This is a genomic window from Aureivirga sp. CE67, assembly GCF_015767245.1.
Taxonomy (GTDB): Bacteria; Bacteroidota; Bacteroidia; order Flavobacteriales; family Flavobacteriaceae; genus Aureivirga.
Window position 1 is genome coordinate 109,011 of record NZ_JADOTV010000013.1, and the last position, 20,898, is coordinate 129,908.

The following is a 20,898-nucleotide window of genomic DNA, read 5'->3' on the forward strand; positions in this document are numbered from 1 at the left end:
AAATTTACAAATTTTAGACGAAAAACGATATGAATTTAATTTTTGAAACAGAACGCTTGCTGATTCGAAAATTAACCCCGAAAGATTTTGAAAGCTACCACAAGCTTTTCACAGATAATCAGGTAATTAAATATCTTTCTAGTGTTTTTTTTACCAAAAATGAAATCTGTTCAGAATTTAAAGAAATCATAAAAAATGGTTCTCTAGAAAATGGAAAAATCAGAATTTATGGTTTAGAAAGAAAAAAAGATGCAGCGTTTATAGGAAGTTGTTATACTTGGAATCATCCAAATTTGAGTATAGAAATTGGTTATGTTTTCTTTTCAAGCTTTTGGAATAATGGATATGGGAGTGAATATCTAAAAGGAAAAATTGATTTTCTAAAAGCATTAGATTGTAAAAATATTATTGCGAAAATTGACTCAAGAAATATCGCTTCGATTCGAATGGTTGAAAAATTGCAATTTATACCAATAGCTTCAATTCTCAATGAATTTGAAAACTGTTTAGAAATAGAATATCAATTATTGATTTAAAAAAATGAAAATATCTTTTGATTTAGATGACACTTTAATTCCATATAACATAAATGATTTTGAAACGGAAAAAAGAACATTTCTTCAAAAAATTTTAAAAATCGAACCTTTAAGAAAAAACACAAAACAGCTTTTTGAATCTTTAAGAAAAGAAAATCATCAACTTGGAGTGTACACAACTTCTTATCGAAAGAAATGGAAAATTAGATTGCAGTTTCGCTCCTATGGAATTCCTCTTGATTTTATAATTAATGAAAAGGAAAATCAAAAAACTTTAAGTAAAAACAAAATTTCTGCTTCAAAACACCCTCCTAGTTTTAAAATAGATTTTCATATTGATGATGCAAAAGGAATGGAAATAGAAGGAGAAAAATATGGTTTTAAAACCATTATTATTACTAAGAACAATCTGGATTGGATTGAGAAAATTTACACAAATATTAAATTCTAATTTTATTATATTTGACGAAAAAACAAATGCATAAATTAGAAAAAATTCTTATAATTTCATTAATCCTTCTTTATTTAAGTAAAATTATTGATTTCAGTCAGTATTTCTTTTTCTACTTAATCAATTTTTTAGTTTTTATTTTACTCAGCATTTTTGGGTTTAAAATTTACAAATCAAAAGCTTTTGGAAAAAAATCGACATTAATTGCTGTTTATAGTGGAATTGCAATAGGATTTGGAGTTCTTTCTTTTTCTTCTGTAATAAGGAATCTCACTGAATTCGTGGCATTTTCATTAATGATTCCAAATTTTTTACTTTTTGTTTTTTTATCTTACAACTGGAGAAAAAGTCGAAAGAATAATGAAGAAAATTCAGAGAAAATAAATTTCATTAAAAAACTTTGGTATCGATCTTCCTCGTTAATATTATTATTAATCGTCTTGAGTTTAACTCCTCTACATTTAATCAATATTTACATTAATAAAGATGTAGAAGAACTTAAAAATAGAGGTTTAAGAAAAGTTTATATTGACAAGGCTAAAGAATTTTACAGAAAAAATGAATTTGAAAAAGCAATTCATTATGGTGAGTTGGCTATAAAGTCAGATTCTATTGGGTCACCAAATGATACTATACCATGGGGTTATGCACATTCTCTTGTATATAAAGGGTATAAATCTTTAATTCTTAAAGATATTAAAGCAAAAGATCAATCTCATAAATTAAAATATTTTCCAAAAACATATTATCATATCTCAAAATCATATGGTAGTGAGAGTGAAAAAAAATATATCATTCAATCTTTTGAAGCTCAGGTTTTAAAATTAGAAAAACAATATGAAATATCAGATTCTTTATTTATAGATTGTTTGAATTCTTTAGAAAACTCTTATAAAGGTCTTTCTTATACAAGAATATTACATGCTTGGTCTATATCACTGAGTGAAAGAGGTTATAATCAGGATGCTAAAAATTATTTAGCTACTGAAATTGATTTGATTAAAAAAGATACAACTACTTATAATAATCAAGAAAAACCAGAAGAAGAGTTTTACATTAAAGCAAATGATATTTCAGAGGCACAATCAGAAATAGCACGAATTTTTCAATCTGAAGGAAAATTTCTAGAAGCAGATTCTTATTACAAAAAAGCTTTTGAAAATGAATATTTTAATAAATCAAGTTCTTATTTAAATTCTTTATCAAGTTATGGGTATAATTTAAATCATTTAGGAAAATATAAAAAAGCAAAGGAAATATTTAAAACTCTTTGTAAATCTTCTTTTGAAGAAAATAATGGGGAAAACTTTAATTATTTATCTGCTTTACGAGGTTTGAATACTGTAGAATTTTCACTTTCAAATTTTGATATTATTGAAAAAAACTGTAAAAAAGGATTGGAAATAAACGATAAAATTTCAGAAGAAAAAAATGAATATTATTACGATTTTCATAAACAACTTGGTGAAGTTTATATAGCGCAAGCTAAATATGATAAAGCTCTTCAAGAGTTTAGGATTGCTTCTGATAATACAGAATATAGTTCTTTCAAATATGCTGTTCTTTATAAAAATTTATCGGAAACAAATTTAAAGCTGGGAGATTATACTTCCTCTTTAGAATATGCAGAGAAAGCATCTTCTGAGGCTTTTGAACAATTAGGGGAAAAAAATAATCCTTATTACACAAGTTTCGCTCAAAATGAAGCTTATGTAAATTATACGATAGGAAAATTAAAAAAGTCAAAAGAATTATATGAGTTAAGTTATTCAAATGATACACTTTTTCAATTAAAAGAAAATTTAAGTTTTAGTAATACGTTAAACGGTCTTGGTTTGTTGAAATTTGAAAGAAATAAATTAAAACAAGCAGAAACTCTTTTTGAAAATTCTAAACAAATTATTGAAAATAAAATCGGACAAAACAATTTCCATTTTGCAACTATTTTACATAATCAGGCAAGTCTAGAATTCAAAAAAGGAAACAATAACAATGCAAAAGATATGTTTGCAAAATCTACTGAAATCATAAAAAATATACTTTCTGAAAATCATGATTTAATTGCAGACAACTATTTTGGTCTTGGAGAAATTGCCTTTAAAGAGAAAAAATATTCGGAAGCATTAGAATTTTTCGAAAAATCTGATACGATTTACAAATCCATTTTTAAGAACGAAAATATCAAAACTGAAAATACTCAATTAAAAATTGAGCAATGTAAAAAGAAAATTTAATTGATTTTACATTTATAAAATTTCAAAAAGCTATGTTTTTTAAACATAGCTTTTTTCGTTACTACTCTCGAAGATATTTTCCAACTTGAAAAGCTTTTTGCTTTATTAATGAAAAATACTTAAAGACTTTAAAAATCAACTTCAAAGATTTTTTTACTTTATTTCCTGCATTTTCAAAATCAGTTTGTGATTTCCAAACAAAAAATAAAACATTGATATCTTTTGTAATTTCTTTAAATTCTTGATCGATATAATATCCTTGTTGTTTTCTAAAAAAAGATAGAAACTCTTCTTTTTTTGCAGAAAAAATCTTTTTCTTTTTCTCTTTTATAGTTCTTGAAGCAAATTCTACAACTAAGTTTTCTTCTTTTAAATTTACAATAGAAAACGCCTCTCCTTTTTCTGTTTCAAGAATAAAATCTTCTTCAATTTCCAAAAAATCGCTTTCATTCAGATTCAAAGAAATTCTATCTAAATGAATCTTAGATTTTTCATATTCCGACATATTCTTCCATTCCATTATTTCTACAAAAGCATTCACAGCATTCTTCTTAGGAAATGAAAAAAACGATTCAAAAAGTGCGAAATTTAAATCAGGAAGTAATTGTTTTCTTTGTTTTTTCAATTGTTTCCTGAACTCAAAAAAACTCCTTTTATCTTTTATTTTCAAATAAGTAATTCTATAAACTTTCTTCTCCATCTTTTTCTAATTTAAAATTGAAAAAATAACTTAAGAACATTAAAACTAAAACGAAAATTGGTCCAAATGACTCTCCATCATTTGCCATGAAATGAGCTAAAAAAGCAAGAGCTAAATTAAGTGTAAATCCAGCGTAAGCCCAGTTTTTAAGAATCGGACTTTTCTTTTGAAGAATAGAAATAATTCCTAAAACTTTTGAAGTTCCTAAAGGATAAACCAAATAAGAAGGAAACCCTAATCGCTCAAAATTCTGAACTGCATAATTGTGTTGAAAAAAATATAGAAATGCTCCAGCTAAAATGGATAACGAGAATAAAATTGTAAATATCCAATAAAATATTTTTGTCTTTTTCATTAGTTTAAATGTATTTCAATGTTCGTAAATTTCACTTCTTTCCCAACCATAAAACCTCCTTTAGAACCAACTCCAAAATCATATCTTTTTAAAATAAAATCATCCGTATTTTCAAGGGTTTTTCCGTCAAATGAAACTAGAATTTCGATTTGTTTTGTAATATTTTTAATAGTCAAATTTCCTTTCACTAAATAAGAATTCTCTTGTTTTATAATAGAAGTTGAAGTAAAACAAATATTTGGATATTTCTCTACTTCAAAAAAATCTTGATTTTTCAGATGTTTATCTCTTTTCTTATTTTCAGTGTTTATAGAACTAGCATTTAAACAAAAGTCAATTTTAACTAAAGTTCCTATTTCTGTAATGATTTCTCCTGAAATCTCTGAAAAATTTCCTTCTACAGTTTTAAGCCCACCCATATTTGAAATTTCAAATTGCATTTTAGATTTATTAGTATCTATTTGTTGTGAAAAAATAGAATTCTGAATTCCTAAAAAGAATGTTAAGATTAAAAATAGTCTCATAATTTTCTGTTTTTTTAATTTACTTTTGCAAAGATAAACCATGGTCTATAGTCAATAGTCAAATGTTTTTACAAGAAATTTTTAATTAATTTAAATTTTAACATTTTATGAAAGTAGGAGAATTAGCTAAAAAGACAGGAGTAACAAGGGATACGATAAGATTATATGAGAAAATGGGATTGGTAAAAAATGTTTCTCAACCTTATGAATATAACAATTACAAAGAATATGGCGATGAAAATGTAGAGCGAGTGAAACTGGTTTTAAAGATGAAAAAACATGGATTGAAATTGCAAGAGTGTAAAGAGATAATCGATAATATTGAATCAAATGAAGATCCAGATTTTCATCATAAATTTCTAAAACAAAAAATTGAAGAATTGGATCAGAAAATAAAAGAATTAAAAGCTTTGAAAACAACTTTTGAAGGATTTTTAAATTCAGAAAATCAATGTAAAAATGAAGGAGATGAAATCAAAAAAAGAATTGAACCTAAATGATTTAAGAAAACTAAAAAAACAAATTCCAATAAGTATTTCTTTTGCTAAAAAATTATTGGAAAAATATGAAGGAAATATCGAATTGGTCATTCAGAATTTTAAAGAAAATCAAATTGAAATTTTAACTAAAAATTTAAATATTGAAAGTACAATTGCTGAAAAATATTTAAACGAAAATAATTTTGAGATTAACAAAGCAATTAAAAATTATGAAAAAGAACATTTTACTAAAACAGAATTGATTTTAAGAAGAAAAATTTCTAATTCAGATAAAGTTAGTTTGATTTGTTCTGTTGTGGAAATAAAATATGATTTGAAAAGAGATTATTGGTTAAAGAAAGAAAAAATAGAAAAGTTAGACTTAAAGATTCAAAACATTTTATCTGTGAATGAAGCAATTGAATATGAAGAATGGGAAACTTTTTCATCAGCTTTATATTTACTAAAACAACAAATTGAAAGAATCAGAAATATTTTTCATTGTGAAGAATTAGCAAATTTTCTAGAAAATGCAAAAGAATCAACTGATGATAATTTTTTTCAAAATGAAAAAGAAAAATTATATGAAAATATGTTAAATTACGTTTCTAAAAATAAAGAGGATTTTCCTTAAAAATTAAAATTATGAAAAAAACATTACTTAAGATTTTTACATTATCAATATTCTTTAGTTTAATAACATTGTTCATCTTATATCAAGCAAGAATTATAAATATTTCGACGTTTTTAGGAAGTCCAAATGGAGGTAAACAACCACAACAAACATCAGATACTCTAAAATATATTCCTCTGTCAAAAAAGGATAAAAATAATTATTTAAGAAGCTCTAAAGTAATGATGGTTTTTGATGAAGATGATATTAAAACATCTGATAAAAAAGATTCTGCTCAAGAAAATAATACTATAAATTTTCCAAAAGAGTTTTTATCTAGTTCTAAAACAGCGATTATTTTAGATGAAAATCTTAAAAAAGAATTAGATAGTTTGATTTTGAATTCAATTAACATAAAAGATTCTTTAAATAAAAAATAATGAAAGATTTCCTCATAATCATTGCTGCTCCTGTATTAAGTTTCTTGTTTTTAATTCTAGTTTTTGTTCCTATGGAGAAAGTTTTTCCTGCTAAAAAGAATCAAAAATTTTTCAGACCAGATTGGTTTTTAGATTTATGTTTTTTTCTTGGACAATATTTAATTTGGGGAGGTTTAGTTTATGGAGCTTTAAGTTATTTCAACGATTTTTTTTCTGGAGTTATTCCAATTTCATTTCAAAACATGATAAAATCTCAACCTATTTTCTTACAGATTTTTGAAGTTTTATTTTTTAGTGATTTTTTTATTTATTGGGCACATCGTTTACAACATAAAGTTGACTTTCTTTGGAGATTTCATAAAGTTCATCATACTTCAGAACACATGGATTGGTTGGCTTCACATAGAGAGCATCCTTTAGATTCTTTATACACTATCGGAATTATAAATTTACCTGCTTTTATCATGGGGTTTTCTTTAGAATCGATTGCTGGAGTGATTGCTTTTCGAGGTATTTGGGCAATTTATATTCATTCAAACGTTCGACTAAATATTGGTTTTTTGAAAAAAATAATAGGTTCTCCAGAATTACATCATTGGCATCATTATTTGGATAGAGATGTTGGTAATTATGCGAATATCTCACCTTTGATGGATATTTTTTTCGGAACTTATGTTTGCCCAGGTAAAGAACCTGAAAAATTTGGAATTCATGAAAAATTCCCAAAAAATTATCTTGGACAAATGCTCGTTCCTATACTTCCTAAAAAATTCGGAAACTATTTTTTTAACTTTAAAAAATACTTTAAATCTTTTTTTCTTAATTTTGAAAAAAAATAAAAAAACCTTTTAAACTTAAAAAAATGTAATCTTCTACATTTCTTCATAAGATTGTATAGTGAAAATTATATACTATAAAACTTTCTTTTTTAAAGGAAAGTAGTTTTCATTTACCCTTACTTCAACTATACAATCGAATTCAAATAATTTATTACTAACAACATTTTAAACAAATTCAATTTCGATTTTGTTTTGGATGTATTTATTTAAAAAGAAATGTCGATTTCAAAAAAATATTGTAGAAGTTTACATGCGCAAATCAGTCTTGGAACTACTTCTGATGATCGATTTATGCCAAATGGTTATGTCAAAGTTTTTAGCCAATTCCAAAATTTAGTTGTAACCGAAAAATTAGATGGACAAAATAATTGTCTTAATAAACATGGAGTTTTTGCACGTTCTCACGCTGCTCCAAGTCAACTTCCTTGGGATAAACCATTGAAAGATCGTTGGGAATTATTGAAAAATGATTTGGGAAATTTAGAGATTTTTGGCGAAAATATGTATGGAATTCATTCTATTGCTTATTCCAAATTAGAATCTTATTTCTATGTTTTTGCTGTTCGTGAAAATGGTATTTGGCTTTCTTGGGAAGAAGTAAAATTTTACGCCGCAATGTTAGATTTTCCAACGGTTCCAGAAATTCAAATGGAAAAAACTCTAAAAGATTTTTATCAAGGAAATAAAGATGAAAATGAGATTTTTGATACTTGGTTAACTGAAAATCTTGAAATGTCTTGGGTAGATTATACAAATACTTCTGGAAAATTAGGAGGATTTAATCCTGAAAATGAAAAGCCATGTTCTGAAGGTTTTGTGATTCGAAATGCAAATGCTTTCAAAACGAATAATGGAATTTTACCTGTTGCTCCTAACGAATTTGATAGTTTGTGTAAACTGGTTCGTCCTGCACATGTGAAAACTGATGTGCATTGGATTAAAAACTGGAAACCAGCAAGTCTGGTGAATTATGAAAAATACAAATGGTTTAACTTTTCTTATTTAACAAAAAAATGAACTGGAGACTCCCATATTACAATGCAGAAAATAATTCTGTAGATTGGCAAAAAATAGAAAATGAGTTTTCTTGGTTTGCAGAAATGAAAAATGTTCCTCAAGATGTAATTTGGCATGGAGAAGGAAATGTAATGATTCATACAAAAATGGTAGTGGAAGCTCTTTTTTCATTAAGAGAATTTTCGCAATTAAATGAGAATGAAAAACATATTTTGGTTACAGCTACTTTGATGCATGATATTGAAAAACGTTCGACAACTACGACTGAAGTTATAGATGGAAAAGAACGAATTATTTCTCCAAATCATGCTAAAAAAGGAGAATTTACAGCTAGAACTATTTTGTATAAAGATTTTGCGATTTCTTTTAAAATTAGAGAACAAATAGCAAAATTAGTTCGATATCATGGTTTTCCAATTTGGGCAATTGAAAAGGAAAATGTTCAAAAATCTTTGATTAAAGTAAGTTTAGAAGTCAATACAAAACTCTTGGAAATTCTTGCAAAAGCAGATGTTTTAGGCAGAATTTGTTCAGATAAAGAAGAACTGCTTTTAAAAATAGATTTATTCAAAGAATTATGTTTAGAAAATAAATGTTATGGAAAATCGAAAGATTTTGAAACAGATTTTGCAAGATATTTTTATTTGAATAAAGAAAATAGTTTTCCAGATTTTGTTCCTTTTGAAGAATCTGAATTTGAAGTGATTATGCTATCTGCTCTTCCTGGAAGTGGAAAAGATTATTTTGTAAATAAGATTTTTAAAGATATTCCGATGCTTTCTTTAGATGAAATTCGTAGAAAAAATAAGATTTCTCCAACAGATAAAAAGAAAAATGGTTGGGTAATTCAAGAAGGAAAAGAACAAGCGAAACAATATTTGAGAAAGAAAGAAAATTTTGTTTTTAATGCAACAAATTTGACAAAAGATATGCGTGGAAAATGGATTTCATTATTTAAAGATTATAGAGCAAAAGTTCGAATAATCTATTTAGAAGTTCCATATAAAACACTTTTAAACCAAAACAAAAATAGAGAATATCCAATTCCAGAAACTGTTTTGGAGAAAATGATTTCTAAAGTTGAAATTCCAAGTTTTGAAGAATGTGAAGTTGTAGTGTTTAATACTTGAAAAATTAAAGCTGTTTCATGTTTATGAAACAGCTTTTCTAAAATTTCTATTTCTTTATTTCATGAAAAGAAAACAGATATTAAGGTGAGATTATTTATACTTTTTGTTTAAAATATTTATAAACCAGTAAATTAATCATTAGTGTAAAAATTATTAATTTAATAGTAAAATATCTTATAAAATAATCTAATTCATTAAATAAATAATCCAACTGTTTATATAGGCAGATTTCAATAAATACTGGAAAAATAAAAGTAATTATATTTTTAATATTGAAAATATTAAAAAACAAGTAAACCAAAATTATATTATAAATATATAATAATACAGAAATACCTAAAGAGATACCTATCATGAAAAATATAACATTTGAATCTCCAGATTCTGTAATTATTGTATGTATAATAAAAAATATTATTAAGCTAAAATATGATAAAAACAATCTACTTATCTTATTCATAATTATTTATCTTTTTGATCATTACAATTAGTACAATTCCAACTTTCCCAGCTAGCGCTCGAATTTTTCGAGTGCCATGCAACAATACTACTATAATATTTTAACATAAAAAAATATTCTAAATTAAGAAAGTACAAAGCTGTTTTTTTGAGCAATCGGTACGGTACCTGATGTAGTCGATTACTAGTGTCTTTCATTGTTTATTCAAGGACGATCTTGAGAAAATGAATTTCATTATTTAAAGATTATAGAGCAAAAGTTCGAATAATTTATGTAGAGGTTCCATATAAAACACTTTTAAACCAAAATAAAAATAGAGAATACCCAATTCCAGAAACTGTTTTGGAGAAAATGATTTCTAAAGTTGAAATTCCAAGTTTTGAAGAATGTGAAGTTTTGGAATTTTTGGTTAAAGAATAAATTAAAAAACCCAGGATTTGTTTTCTGGGTTTATTTTAATTATTTTCGATTTTCTACCTAAAACAAAACCGTATTATCCGCTCTTCCATGGATAAAATAATTTTTAATATTTTCAAAAGTAGTTTCTGCTATATTCATCACAGCTTCTTTCGTAAAAAAAGCTTGATGTGCGGTAATCAAAACATTTGGAAAAGTTTGTAGACGAACAAATTGATCATCATGAATAATTGTTTCGCTTAAATCTTCGAAAAACAAAGCTTCTTCTTCTTCGTAAACATCTAATCCTAAATAACCAATTTTCTTAGATTTCAAACCTTTAATCACAGCATCCGTATCAATCAATTTTCCACGACTTGTATTGATAATCATCACATGTCTTTTCATTTGATCAATCGCATTTTCATCAATCATATGAAAAGTATCTTTAGTCAAAGGACAATGAAGGCTGATAATATCACTTTTTCCATATAGTTCTTCTAAGGAAACATATTCTGCTCCTAAATCTTTCATTTCTTGATTTTCGTATTTATCATAAATCAAAATTTTACAACCAAATCCTGACATCATATTGATAAATGTTTGTCCAATTTTTCCAGCGCCTATAACACCAATTACTTTCTCATGAATATCAAAACCTAATAAATTATCTAATGAAAAATTTCCTTCTCTAACTCTCGGGTGTGCTTTATGAAATTTTCTATTCAAACTCAAAATCAGACCTAAAGTATGTTCTGCTACAGCATATGGCGAATATGCAGGCACACGAACAACTTCCATTCCGAGTTCTTTTGCTTTATCTAGAGCAACATTATTAAATCCGGCACAACGCAAAGCAATTAACTTCACTCCTTCATCATGAAGAATTTCGACCACTTCTTTGTTTACATCATCATTTACAAAAACACAAACAGCATCACTTCCTCTTGCTAGAGAAGCTGTTTTGGAATACAGTCTTGTTTCTTGAAAATCCAACTCAAATTCGAATTCTTTATTCATTTGTAAAAAAGAATCAAAAACCCAATTTTTGGTATTGAAAACTGTCACTTTTATCTTTCTATCCATCATCAAATATTTTTATCGAAAACTAATTGAAATTTAAAACTTAAATAATTGATTTTAAAACACTTTAACTTATCTTTTAAATTTATTCTTCTAAAATTCTTTCAATATTTCCTTTACTAACTAATTCTCTAGTTTTCGGTTTTAATCTTTTCAAAAGTGGTTGGTATTTCGACACATCTTTTACATAAGTTTTCGTATTTGCAACATTATCTGAACCCAAAGAAAATCTGTCTGGAAATTCTTCAATAAAACTTACCCAATTATCCATGTCCATTTTAATATGTTCATCGAACAAAACCCAAGAAATATCAATAAAAAGATTCGGATATTCGTTCAATAATCTTTTTAAAGTCAAAATATGTTTATCAATTCCAATTCGTCGAGAAGTTCCTGCATGTGCCCAAATAAAAATCGTTTTAGGATTTCTATAAACAGCATCTTCAAACTCTTTTAAGTAAATTGGATTGTTGTAAGAAACAGAAGTGATATCATGATGTATCAAAATTGGTAAATCGTGTTTTGCTGCGAGTTGGTAAACTTTCATCAAAGCTGGATGATTTGCTCTAGGAAATTCCCCATAAAGAAAAGCTGTCAAATCATCGTGTCGTGAAATGATTTCTCCAATTCCTTTCCAAAAATTAGGATAAAGCTCCAACAAAGTTTCTATGAATTGAGCCGAATTCAAATCCAAAGGATTTATACCTGAAATAAAAGGATAAAATCGCTTTTGTGTTTCTTCATTTTCTCTCAAAAGTCTTTCTGCAAGAAGAAAATCCGTTGCAGAATAATAATAAGCTCGTGAATCTGTATTTAAATAATATTCTGGACGAATCGGATCGTTTTCAGACCACATTTTTACCATAGGCATTCCAAAAACAATTGCTTTTTCTACATTTGCAGAATCCATTGCTTGAATAACTCGTGGAAATCCATCTGTATCTTGTGTAAAATCTAGAAAATGTAAATGACTGTCAATTATAGAATAATTCTGTGCATTTGCATAAAAACTAAAGAAAATAACGAAAAGTAAAATTGTTTTTTTCATGAAACCATCAATTAAAACCTTTCTTTTAAATTAATGATTTTCAAAAGCTTTTTTTAAAAATTATTTCATAAAAATAAAGAACTATGTATCTATCTTTCTCAATAGAGAAACTTACACATTGAATAAAATGACTAAAGAAATTTTATGTTATTTTTCAATAAACTCAAAAGCTACTCTCCTATTTTGCTCTCGTCCTTCTTCTGTATCATTTGTAGTAATTGGTTCTTTTTCTCCAAAACCTTTTGCAGAAACTCTATCTTCTGAAACTCCAAGTTCCATCAAATAATTTGCTACAGCTTTTGCTCTATTCTCTGAAAGTTTTTGGTTAAAATCTTCTTTTCCTAAATTATCTGTATGTCCTGTGATTTTAATTTTCAAATGTTCATCATTTTTTAAATAATCAAAGACTTCTTGAATTTCTAACTTTGCTGCTTCGGTAAGTTTAAAGCTATCAAAATCAAAAGTTACATTTTTGAAAATATAGGTTTTATTAATGGTAAATACTTCCTTTTCTTCTGGAATTATTATTTCTATTTCTTCTTTCTCAATTTCCTTTTTTGAAATACTAACTTGATCAATATAATAATAAGCAAATGATTCATTAAAAGTAGAATTCACTTTCATGACATCTATATCCATGACTTTTCGAAAATTCCCAATAGAAAAATATTTTTCTCCACCTTTACTTTTGTAGTAAGTTTGAATTTTCATCCATCTATTTTTATCTGTATAATATTCTTCTTTTTCAATAGAAACCAACGAATATTTTAAGTTTTTAATTCCGTCTAAAGATCTTTTCTTGATAATACTTTTAGTTTTCAAAAAAAACTTTTTATTTGTAAAAAGGATGTCAATATTTTTCGTTGCAAAATGAGAATTATCGGCAAGACTAATATAAAATGTAACATTGTAAATGGTGTCTTTTTGTAGAGTTTCCGTCAATTCTCCTTGCATATATTCTCTATAATGATTTTCTGAATGCAATATAACTCCAGCATAGTTTTTTCCATGTTCGGGAAACTGAGCTTCCATGATATTATAAGGAGTTCCAACATTTTGTTTATTACAAGAATTAAAAAGATCTGTAGAAGTAGATGTTGGTTTGGTCCAATTAATAATATTTCTTTGAAAATGACCTATAACATTCGTACATGATTTTGTTTCTTCAAAACTTGGATTTAAAACTAAATTTTGCCCAAAAATAGTTGATGTAAATAATAGGAAAATAAATATTCTTTTTTCATTTTGATTTTTGATTATTTAATAAACTCAAAAGCTACTCTCCTATTTTGCTCACGCCCTTCTTCTGTATCATTTGTAGTTATTGGTTCTTTTTCTCCTAAGCCTTTTGAAGAAACTCTATCTTCTGAAACTCCAAGTTCCATCAAATAATTTGCTACAGCTTTTGCTCTATTTTCTGATAGCTTTTGGTTAAAATCTTCTTTTCCTAAATTATCTGTATGTCCTGTGATTTTAATCCTCAATTGCTCATCAGTTTTTAAATAATCAAAAACTTCTTGAATTTCTGATTTTGCTGCTTCGGTAAGTTTAAAACTATCAAAATCAAAAGTTACATTTTCGAAAATATAGGTTTTATTCGTAGTAAAAACTTCTTTTCCTTCTGGAATTAATTTCACTTTTTTTTCTTTCTTCGGATATTTTGGTAAAATACTTACCTCATCTACATAATAATAAGCGTTATAAGAACCAACTCCTTCAGGAGTTTCTATGTTATCCGTTTTTTTGTTTTTATAAAAATTTCCAATCGTAAAAAATTGTTCTCCTCCCAGAGCCTTGTAAGTAAGTTTAACCTCTCTCCATTTCTTCTTATCATTATAGTATTCTTGATTATGAATCAAAACCAAATTATACCTAAGATTATGTTCTTTCTCCAAATCTTTTACAGTTATTGGTTTAAAAATTCGCAACTTTAATTTTCTATCTGTAAACAAAACATCTAGATTTTTGACAGCATGCGTTGAATTTTCAGCCAAACTGGTATAAAAAGAAAAATAATAAGTAGAATCTTTCACTAGCGGCTCTGATAATTTTCCTTGCAAATATTCTCGATGATTCTTTTTATAATAAGCTAGAAAACCAACATAATTATCACCATGTTTTGGATTTTGAAATCCTGTAACATTTTCTGGAACTCCAACTTGCCCTTTATGACAACGATTATATACATCACTTGAACCCCAAGTTGCTGTAGACCAATCCTCCATAGTTCTATCAAATCCTGCAGTATATTGCTTACAAAATTTTGTCTTTTCAAAACTCGGATTTAAAACTAAATTTTGACCAAAAATGTTTGATGTAAACAATAGGAAAATGTAGATGTATTTTTTCATTCGATTTTTTATTCTTTAATTTTCAGCCTCTTTTAAAACAGATAAAGTTTAATTTTATTATTTAATAAACTCAAAAGCAACTCTTCTATTTTGTTCTCGTCCTTCTTCTGTGTCATTTGTAGTAACTGGCTCTTTTTCTCCGAAACCTTTTGCAGAAACCCTATCTTCTGAAATTCCAAGATCTATCAAATAATTTGCTACAGCTTTTGCTCTATTTTCAGATAATTCTTGATTAAAATCTTCTCCTCCCATATTATCTGTATGCCCCATGATTTTAATAACTGCTTGTTTTGTGTCTCTCAAAAAAACATAGACTTCTTCAATTTCAGTTTTGGCAGCATTTGAAAGTTCATAACTATCATATTCAAAGGTTACATTCTCAAAAATATATGTTTTATTAGTTGTAAAAACTTCCTTTTCTTTTGGAGTTATGATTTCGATTTCTTTTTTTTCTGGATATTTTGGTGAAATACTAACATGATCTAGATAATAATAAGCAAGCTCTTCTTTTATAGAAGATCTCATTTTTAAATAATCTGTTTTAGAATTTTTACGAAAATTCCCAATTGTAAAATATTTTTCACCTCCCTTACTTATATAAGAAGCTTTTATTTTCATCCATTTACTTTTTCCTCTAAAATATTCTTTTCCATCAATAGATATTAATGAATACTTTAAACTTTCAATAGCATCCAAATAGGAAGTTTTTATATTCTTCTTTGTATCCATATAAATTTTTTGATTTGAAAAAAGAATATCCATATTTTTAATTGCAAAATGTGAATTCTCGGCAAGACTTACATAAAATGTGATATTATAAACAGCATCTTTTTTTAGTGGTTCAGATAATTCTCCTTGAACATATTCTCTATAATTTCCTTTCCCATATAAAATAATCCCTGCATAATTCTCTCCATTTTTTGGAAATTGAGATCCCATTGCATTATACGGTGTTCCTACATCTGATTTGCTACATGAATTATAAAGATCGGTAGTACTTAAAGAAGGTTTTGACCATTTTTTTATATGTCTTTCAAAAGTACTTATATCATTTGCACATGATTTTGTTTCTTCAAAACTTGGGTTTAAAACTAAATTTTGTGCAAAAATATTTATTGATAATAACAGAAATAATAAGGTGTTATATTTCATTTATTTTTTAGGGCAATATAATGAAATTTCTTTTTGATCATATTAAAACCATTCAATACCACAATTCTTATATTTTTTAAAATTTAAAAATCTTTTAGTTTGAATAATTTACGGTAATACAGTAATTTTAACAAAAATTATTTAAACCTTTAAACACGTATTACTACTATACTTGAATTATGAAAAAAATGATAAAAATTACTATGAAAATCTTCAAATGGTTAGGTAAATTTTTAGGGATAATAATACTATTACTAGTTCTAGCAGGACTAAGTTATCGTCTATTTAGTTCTGGACCTACTGCTCCAGGAAAATTAGTAGATGTAAATGGAACTAAACTTCATATCAGAGCGGAAGGAGAGAAAAATGAATTACCAACTCTTATTCTTGAATCTGGAGCTGGTGGAGATACTGAAATGTTTCATTGGATTGCAGAAAACCTAAAAAATGAAGTACGAATTATCCGTTATGATAGAGAAGGAAAAGGATTTAGTGAAGAAACTGAAGAAAATATTACTCCTGAATTTTATGCAAAACAACTACATCAATTATTAGAAAAAAATGGTGAAAAACCTCCTTATATTTTAGTTGGTCATTCTATGGGTGGACCTTACAACAGAATATTCCGAGATTTATATCCGAATGAGGTAAAGGGAATGATTTTCTTGGATGCAAGTCACCCTGAACAATGGAAAAGATTAGCGCAAAAAGAATTGTATGATAAAAATAAAGCTAGCTTCTTAAAAGGTGTTTCTTTTCTTGGAGATATTGGTTTAACAGGACTTTATAGTCAAATTTCAAGTTTTAAACCTAAAGAAGATGATTTACCAGAAGATTGTCAAAAGCGAAATCGTGAATTGACTGCTCATTCTGGAAAAGTTTATCGTAGATTTTTAAAAGAAATGGCTATCAATGACACAATTCTTTATCGTGCTGGGCAATCTAGAGATTTAGATTCTTTACCTGTTTTGGTTTTTACGGCAACAGAGCAGTATAGAGAAGCTCAGAAAAAAAAGTATAGAAAAGAAGGAATCGATCCTGAAAAGCAAGTACAAATTTGGTTTGAAATGCAGAAAGAATTAAAAGAACTTTCATCAAACAGTGAGCAATTTATTATGGAAAGTAATCACGGTTCAATCATTACCAAAAAAGAAAATGCGGATAAAATAAGTAAGAAAATACTTTTAATGGCTGAAGAAATTAAGTAATGTACTTTTTACTTTTCATGAAATATTTTTAAAACTATTTATCTTTAAGAAATTCTATAATTTATAATAAAAAAAATGAAATCAAAGGTCATTGTTTTTGATTTATACAATACACTAATTGAGATCAAGAAAAATCATAAGTTCTTTATGGTTTTGTATAAAAATTCTAAAACGAAATTTAATTTAGAACTTTTGGATTATTTGGATATAATTATGCGAAATGAAATAGAAGATTTGTTCCATATTTTACCAAATGATTTCAAACAGCTTTATTTTGAATACAATTATCTTTTGGAAGAAGAATTGAATTCGATTGAACTGTATGAAGAAACAATAGAAGTTCTTGAAAGCTTAAAAGAAAATTATCAACTTTATTTGATTTCAAACTTAGCTTCACCTTATAAAAAAGCTGTACAAAAATTGAACCTTGCTGTTTATTTTGATGGTATTGTGTTTTCTTGTGAAGAAGGAAAATTAAAACCTGAAAAAAATATTTTTGAAATCGTTGAATTTAAATCTGAAAAAAAAGAAAATGAAATATTAATGGTGGGAGATTCTTTTAAAAGCGATATTCAGGGAGCAAAAAACATGAATTGGAATTATTTAAAAATAAACAGAAAAGGAAAAATCAAGGAGACTTTTGAAATTATAAATTTGAGAGAAATAATAAAAAACTAAATATCGTTATTAATAATGAAAAAATCAGAATCAGGCGCACCAATATATAGATATGATGATCTTGAAACACCAGAATTTGTAGCACCTTCTGGAGATTCTTCAATAGAAGAAATATCAGCTCATATAGAAAAACACTTTGGAGAAATACATCAAGTATTCCATGAAGTTATTTCAGAATTTGTACACATTGATATTCATTGGGTAAAACCAACTAAAGAAAAACCATTTCATACATTCATCACATCTGGAATGAGTGATAAACCAATGAATTCTCCAGAAGGTGTTGAAGGTTGTGAATATTTAGAATTGAGTATATGTTTACCTGAAAACTGGGAAGTATCTGAAGAAAGCTTCAAAGACAGAAAAAACTATTGGCCTATAGAATGGCTTAAGTATTTGGCGAGATTTCCACACGCTTACAATACATGGCTTTGGTTTGGGCACACAATACCTAATGGAGAACCTGCTGCTCCTTTTGCCGAAAACACTAATTTCAGCTCCATGATTTTACTACCTTCAGTTGTATTTCCTCAAGAAGCTCAACTTTTAGAACTTGAAAATAAATCTATTCATTTTCTAGCACTTTGTCCACTTTATAACGAAGAACTAGAATTAAAAATGCATAAAGGTGTAGAAGCTTTATTTGATGGTTTTGATAAATTTCGGGTAAGCGATATCGTGGATATTTACAGGCCTGTGACTGTGAAAAAGAAAAAATTCTTTGGTTTATTTTAAAAGTTCAACTATTTCAAATAAGCATTCTCAAGTTCAAAAAAGTGATAATATCTAATAGATATTATCAGGTTTAAAATCTTATGAAGGAATTTTGTATCATCTAAAACACACCCCTAGCCCCTCTCAAGAGGGGAACTTGACAATCTGAATGCTTTTATACAAAATCAAACCTGATAATGTCTAATATTACTCAAATTTTAAAAACATCTAAAAATGAATCATTACGAACAAGCTGCATTGGTATTTTATACTGAAAAAAATCATTTAATGGCTTCTGCCCTATTTAGTCAAGGATTGGAATTGGAACCAGAAAATTCTATGATCTGGTATGGGTTTGGAGATTCTTTGTGTCATATTTCTATTCAAACAAAGAAAAATGAATTATATCCTATAGGACTTTCATGTGTAAAAAAGAGTCATCTGATTGATGCTAAAAATCCATATGCGAATTCTATGATTGAAAGAATGAAAAACAATCCGAATGTTGGAGAAGAATATATGGAGCAATTAATTCTTCCGAACATGAAGTTAGTTTCAAAATTCAATATTACAGTTCCTGATGAAAAACTGATTTCTTTTTTTAATGGTATTCAAAATGTAGATAATAAAATAAAATTGATCATGCATCTTGGAGAAACTAAAGATGTAAAATATTATCCTTTATTGAAACATTGTGTTTTAGAAGAAGAAAACCAAAATATCCGATTTGCAGCTCTAAAAAGAATCCCATTTTTTAAGTCTGAAAACTTAAAAGAAGAAATTTTTGAGAAAATTGTTACACAAAAGGAAGTTGATAAATACGAACCTTATTTCAGTATTGCTCTATCCTCTATTGATGAAGATTGGACAAAAGAATGGATCAACCCTGATTTTGCAAATGAAATTAACCAGAAGAAAACTTTTACTAAAGAAGAAATCAAAAATTCTTTGGAAGATGAAGAACTTAAAGCAATTTTCGGTCTAGCTTTACTGAAACTTGAACCTTCAAAACTTAAAGAATTCTTTGAGTATAGAAATCATAAGGCTATTGCTTTTTTTCTGACTAGAGAAATGAATAATGATGGTATTTCAGTTCTTTTTAACAAAAACATATTGAACCGAAAAGGAGAAATTTCCGAACTTGGATGGAAACATATTGAACTACTTTTAGATGCTTCGTCAAATAAAAAAGGGGAAACTAAAGGCACAGAAACAAATAATTCTAAAGAAAAAGAGCCTACTAAAAAATGGTGGGAGATTTGGAAATGATTTTTCTTTTCTAATAGACATTATCACATTTAAAACCTTAAAAGTAAATTTAATTTATAACACACCCCTAGCTCCTCTCGAGAGGGGAAATTAAAAATCTGTATACCTTATATTTAAAATCAAACGTGATAATGTTTATTTAATCAACAATTAAAAATGAAGCAACCTATAATTTTTAAAATAACTAAAATTACTTTTATAATTATTTGTTCTTTTTTCAGTTTCATTTTTCTTGAAATGAAATCTGGAAAAGGTTATTTATTAGGTTTAATCGGAGATTCTATTCTATGTATTTTCGCCCTACTTATCTTTTATATTATTGATGATAAACAAAATAGTAAACTTACAAGGAGTCTTGGGTTACTATTTTTAGCTACTATATTAATTACCATAAATCTTTTTATCTTTAAGAAAAATTAAACTATGAAAATTAAGATCTTAAAACTTATATGTATTCTTATTTGTTTTCAGTTTATTTCATGTAATAAGAAAATAGACACAAAATCGTTTTATTTAAACAAACAATATCAGAAGGAACAAAATATTGAATTTGTAGCAATAGACAGTAAAGATTCTCACCTTTGGAATATTGTACAAGATAAAGAAAACAACCAAATAATTACCAAAAGGTATAATTCTAAAAAAGAATTGATAGACGAAACTACCGAACAGATTACCGAAAATGGTTCTTCTCTAATTTCGTATACATTAATAAAATATGATGATACTGGAGAATTTAAAGTTCCTCATTTAATAAAATTATATCCTGAAAAAAAAGATTTAATAAAATGGGATTTAGAAAATCTGAGTACATATAGTGGAGAATTTATTTATAAAGATGTTATTTATCAATTAAACCGAACTAGAAGGTTTTTAAAAGAAGAAAACAATCAGCTGATTTTTCATGATACTTTTCATGTTGAATCTTTAAGCGAAGTAAAAGATATTCATACAGAATGGTTAAAAGAAAAATTGGATTTTTCACAATTTTCTTATTATGAAAAGCATAAAGGTTTGGTTAAATACTCTAGAATAGCCTATGATGGAACTGAGAAAATTTTTGAAGCACGAAATAATAATTTTATTAAAGTCAATTAATAAACATTATCACGATTAAAATTGTATAAGATAAAAAAAGACTTCAAAAGGTTATAGTTTTGTTTCTACCAAAAAATAATCCTAAACCTCCGAAGTCTTGAGCAAATTTAATTCATTATTAAG

Annotated in this window: 22 protein-coding genes; 14 read left to right on the forward strand and 8 right to left on the reverse strand. The window is 26.7% G+C overall.

Annotated elements, in window-relative coordinates:
- The first annotated feature begins 29 nt into the window (after positions 1 to 29).
- The 3 genes from I0K12_RS14860 to I0K12_RS14870 are packed head-to-tail and all read left to right on the forward strand — an operon-like array spanning position 30 to position 3,221.
- Entirely contained in the window at positions 30 to 536 is a 507-nt protein-coding gene (locus tag I0K12_RS14860; protein ID WP_196888924.1) for a GNAT family N-acetyltransferase, read from the forward strand.
- Positions 537 to 540: 4 nt separating this feature from the next.
- Complete coding sequence (locus I0K12_RS14865; RefSeq protein ID WP_196888925.1) at positions 541 to 987, forward strand: HAD family hydrolase; 447 nt, start codon at positions 541 to 543, stop codon at positions 985 to 987.
- A 26-nt stretch (positions 988 to 1,013) separates the two neighbouring features.
- Positions 1,014 to 3,221, forward strand: a complete 2,208-nt coding sequence (locus tag I0K12_RS14870) for a tetratricopeptide repeat protein (RefSeq protein WP_196888926.1) — start codon at positions 1,014 to 1,016, stop codon at positions 3,219 to 3,221.
- Between the two features lie 61 nt (positions 3,222 to 3,282).
- Here I0K12_RS14870 and I0K12_RS14875 read toward each other — a convergent pair whose 3' ends face one another.
- The 3 genes from I0K12_RS14875 to I0K12_RS14885 are packed head-to-tail and all read right to left on the reverse strand — an operon-like array spanning position 3,283 to position 4,800.
- Positions 3,283 to 3,921, reverse strand: a complete 639-nt coding sequence (locus I0K12_RS14875) for a hypothetical protein (protein WP_196888927.1) — start codon at positions 3,919 to 3,921, stop codon at positions 3,283 to 3,285.
- Positions 3,902 to 4,276, reverse strand: a complete 375-nt coding sequence (locus I0K12_RS14880) for a DoxX family protein (RefSeq protein ID WP_196888928.1) — start codon at positions 4,274 to 4,276, stop codon at positions 3,902 to 3,904. Before I0K12_RS14880 ends, I0K12_RS14875 begins: the two co-directional genes overlap by 20 nt.
- Positions 4,276 to 4,800, reverse strand: coding sequence for a YceI family protein (locus I0K12_RS14885; RefSeq protein WP_196888929.1), 525 nt, complete (start codon positions 4,798 to 4,800; stop codon positions 4,276 to 4,278). The genes I0K12_RS14880 and I0K12_RS14885 overlap by 1 nt, the downstream gene beginning before the upstream one ends.
- A 107-nt stretch (positions 4,801 to 4,907) precedes the next feature.
- On the opposite strand from I0K12_RS14885, the gene I0K12_RS14890 reads away from it, so the two are divergent.
- The 6 genes from I0K12_RS14890 (at position 4,908) to I0K12_RS14915 (ending at position 9,318) form a co-directional block, all read left to right on the forward strand.
- Entirely contained in the window at positions 4,908 to 5,300 is a 393-nt protein-coding gene (locus I0K12_RS14890; RefSeq protein WP_196888930.1) for a MerR family transcriptional regulator, read from the forward strand.
- Positions 5,269 to 5,913, forward strand: coding sequence for a hypothetical protein (locus I0K12_RS14895; RefSeq protein ID WP_196888931.1), 645 nt, complete (start codon positions 5,269 to 5,271; stop codon positions 5,911 to 5,913). Before I0K12_RS14890 ends, I0K12_RS14895 begins: the two co-directional genes overlap by 32 nt.
- Before the next feature lie 11 nt (positions 5,914 to 5,924).
- Positions 5,925 to 6,332 carry a hypothetical protein gene (locus I0K12_RS14900; protein ID WP_196888932.1) on the forward strand — a complete coding sequence of 136 codons (408 nt, stop codon included), beginning with the start codon at positions 5,925 to 5,927 and terminating at the stop codon, positions 6,330 to 6,332.
- On the forward strand, positions 6,332 to 7,171 hold the full coding sequence (locus tag I0K12_RS14905; protein ID WP_196888933.1) for a sterol desaturase family protein: 840 nt from the start codon (positions 6,332 to 6,334) through the stop codon (positions 7,169 to 7,171). Before I0K12_RS14900 ends, I0K12_RS14905 begins: the two co-directional genes overlap by 1 nt.
- Positions 7,172 to 7,387: 216 nt before the next feature.
- Entirely contained in the window at positions 7,388 to 8,188 is an 801-nt protein-coding gene (locus I0K12_RS14910) for an RNA ligase family protein (RefSeq protein ID WP_196888934.1), read from the forward strand.
- Positions 8,185 to 9,318, forward strand: a complete 1,134-nt coding sequence (locus I0K12_RS14915) for an AAA family ATPase (protein ID WP_196888935.1) — start codon at positions 8,185 to 8,187, stop codon at positions 9,316 to 9,318. Before I0K12_RS14910 ends, I0K12_RS14915 begins: the two co-directional genes overlap by 4 nt.
- A gap of 937 nt (positions 9,319 to 10,255) precedes the next feature.
- Here I0K12_RS14915 and I0K12_RS14920 read toward each other — a convergent pair.
- From I0K12_RS14920 to I0K12_RS14940, 5 genes are all read right to left on the reverse strand, one after another.
- On the reverse strand, positions 10,256 to 11,260 hold the full coding sequence (locus I0K12_RS14920) for a 2-hydroxyacid dehydrogenase (RefSeq protein WP_231372776.1): 1,005 nt from the start codon (positions 11,258 to 11,260) through the stop codon (positions 10,256 to 10,258).
- 82 nt (positions 11,261 to 11,342) lie between these two features.
- Positions 11,343 to 12,305: an amidohydrolase family protein gene (locus I0K12_RS14925; protein ID WP_196888936.1), complete on the reverse strand. Its 963-nt coding sequence runs from the start codon at positions 12,303 to 12,305 to the stop codon at positions 11,343 to 11,345.
- 147 nt (positions 12,306 to 12,452) lie between these two features.
- On the reverse strand, positions 12,453 to 13,337 hold the full coding sequence (locus tag I0K12_RS14930; protein WP_196888937.1) for an OmpA family protein: 885 nt from the start codon (positions 13,335 to 13,337) through the stop codon (positions 12,453 to 12,455).
- A 224-nt stretch (positions 13,338 to 13,561) separates the two neighbouring features.
- Positions 13,562 to 14,656: an OmpA family protein gene (locus I0K12_RS14935; protein ID WP_196888938.1), complete on the reverse strand. Its 1,095-nt coding sequence runs from the start codon at positions 14,654 to 14,656 to the stop codon at positions 13,562 to 13,564.
- A 57-nt stretch (positions 14,657 to 14,713) separates the two neighbouring features.
- The gene (locus I0K12_RS14940) at positions 14,714 to 15,808 is read right to left on the reverse strand and encodes an OmpA family protein (protein WP_196888939.1); all 1,095 of its coding nucleotides are present in this window, start codon (positions 15,806 to 15,808) and stop codon (positions 14,714 to 14,716) included.
- Positions 15,809 to 15,996: 188 nt separating this feature from the next.
- On the opposite strand from I0K12_RS14940, the gene I0K12_RS14945 reads away from it, so the two are divergent.
- The 5 genes from I0K12_RS14945 to I0K12_RS14965 all read left to right on the forward strand — a co-directional run bounded on the left by I0K12_RS14945 (position 15,997) and on the right by I0K12_RS14965 (position 20,775).
- Positions 15,997 to 17,016, forward strand: a complete 1,020-nt coding sequence (locus I0K12_RS14945) for an alpha/beta fold hydrolase (protein WP_196888940.1) — start codon at positions 15,997 to 15,999, stop codon at positions 17,014 to 17,016.
- Positions 17,017 to 17,091: 75 nt separating this feature from the next.
- Complete coding sequence (locus I0K12_RS14950; protein ID WP_196888941.1) at positions 17,092 to 17,694, forward strand: HAD family hydrolase; 603 nt, start codon at positions 17,092 to 17,094, stop codon at positions 17,692 to 17,694.
- 15 nt (positions 17,695 to 17,709) lie between these two features.
- Positions 17,710 to 18,429, forward strand: coding sequence for a suppressor of fused domain protein (locus I0K12_RS14955; protein ID WP_196888942.1), 720 nt, complete (start codon positions 17,710 to 17,712; stop codon positions 18,427 to 18,429).
- Positions 18,430 to 18,642: 213 nt separating this feature from the next.
- Positions 18,643 to 19,677 (forward strand): hypothetical protein, encoded by a 1,035-nt coding sequence (locus I0K12_RS14960; RefSeq protein WP_196888943.1) that lies wholly within the window; start codon positions 18,643 to 18,645, stop codon positions 19,675 to 19,677.
- 423 nt (positions 19,678 to 20,100) lie between these two features.
- Entirely contained in the window at positions 20,101 to 20,775 is a 675-nt protein-coding gene (locus tag I0K12_RS14965) for a hypothetical protein (RefSeq protein ID WP_196888944.1), read from the forward strand.
- Positions 20,776 to 20,898: the final 123 nt, after the last annotated feature.

Coding starts and splice junctions, on each gene's coding strand:
- I0K12_RS14860 (WP_196888924.1), top strand. CDS start 30: ATGAATTTAATTTTTGAAACAGAACGCTTGCTGATTCGAAAATTAACC.
- I0K12_RS14865 (WP_196888925.1), top strand. CDS start 541: ATGAAAATATCTTTTGATTTAGATGACACTTTAATTCCATATAACATA.
- I0K12_RS14870 (WP_196888926.1), top strand. CDS start 1,014: ATGCATAAATTAGAAAAAATTCTTATAATTTCATTAATCCTTCTTTAT.
- I0K12_RS14875 (WP_196888927.1), bottom strand. CDS start 3,921: ATGGAGAAGAAAGTTTATAGAATTACTTATTTGAAAATAAAAGATAAA.
- I0K12_RS14880 (WP_196888928.1), bottom strand. CDS start 4,276: ATGAAAAAGACAAAAATATTTTATTGGATATTTACAATTTTATTCTCG.
- I0K12_RS14885 (WP_196888929.1), bottom strand. CDS start 4,800: ATGAGACTATTTTTAATCTTAACATTCTTTTTAGGAATTCAGAATTCT.
- I0K12_RS14890 (WP_196888930.1), top strand. CDS start 4,908: ATGAAAGTAGGAGAATTAGCTAAAAAGACAGGAGTAACAAGGGATACG.
- I0K12_RS14895 (WP_196888931.1), top strand. CDS start 5,269: ATGAAATCAAAAAAAGAATTGAACCTAAATGATTTAAGAAAACTAAAA.
- I0K12_RS14900 (WP_196888932.1), top strand. CDS start 5,925: ATGAAAAAAACATTACTTAAGATTTTTACATTATCAATATTCTTTAGT.
- I0K12_RS14905 (WP_196888933.1), top strand. CDS start 6,332: ATGAAAGATTTCCTCATAATCATTGCTGCTCCTGTATTAAGTTTCTTG.
- I0K12_RS14910 (WP_196888934.1), top strand. CDS start 7,388: ATGTCGATTTCAAAAAAATATTGTAGAAGTTTACATGCGCAAATCAGT.
- I0K12_RS14915 (WP_196888935.1), top strand. CDS start 8,185: ATGAACTGGAGACTCCCATATTACAATGCAGAAAATAATTCTGTAGAT.
- I0K12_RS14920 (WP_231372776.1), bottom strand. CDS start 11,260: ATGGATAGAAAGATAAAAGTGACAGTTTTCAATACCAAAAATTGGGTT.
- I0K12_RS14925 (WP_196888936.1), bottom strand. CDS start 12,305: ATGAAAAAAACAATTTTACTTTTCGTTATTTTCTTTAGTTTTTATGCA.
- I0K12_RS14930 (WP_196888937.1), bottom strand. CDS start 13,337: ATGGAAGCTCAGTTTCCCGAACATGGAAAAAACTATGCTGGAGTTATA.
- I0K12_RS14935 (WP_196888938.1), bottom strand. CDS start 14,656: ATGAAAAAATACATCTACATTTTCCTATTGTTTACATCAAACATTTTT.
- I0K12_RS14940 (WP_196888939.1), bottom strand. CDS start 15,808: ATGAAATATAACACCTTATTATTTCTGTTATTATCAATAAATATTTTT.
- I0K12_RS14945 (WP_196888940.1), top strand. CDS start 15,997: ATGATAAAAATTACTATGAAAATCTTCAAATGGTTAGGTAAATTTTTA.
- I0K12_RS14950 (WP_196888941.1), top strand. CDS start 17,092: ATGAAATCAAAGGTCATTGTTTTTGATTTATACAATACACTAATTGAG.
- I0K12_RS14955 (WP_196888942.1), top strand. CDS start 17,710: ATGAAAAAATCAGAATCAGGCGCACCAATATATAGATATGATGATCTT.
- I0K12_RS14960 (WP_196888943.1), top strand. CDS start 18,643: ATGAATCATTACGAACAAGCTGCATTGGTATTTTATACTGAAAAAAAT.
- I0K12_RS14965 (WP_196888944.1), top strand. CDS start 20,101: ATGAAAATTAAGATCTTAAAACTTATATGTATTCTTATTTGTTTTCAG.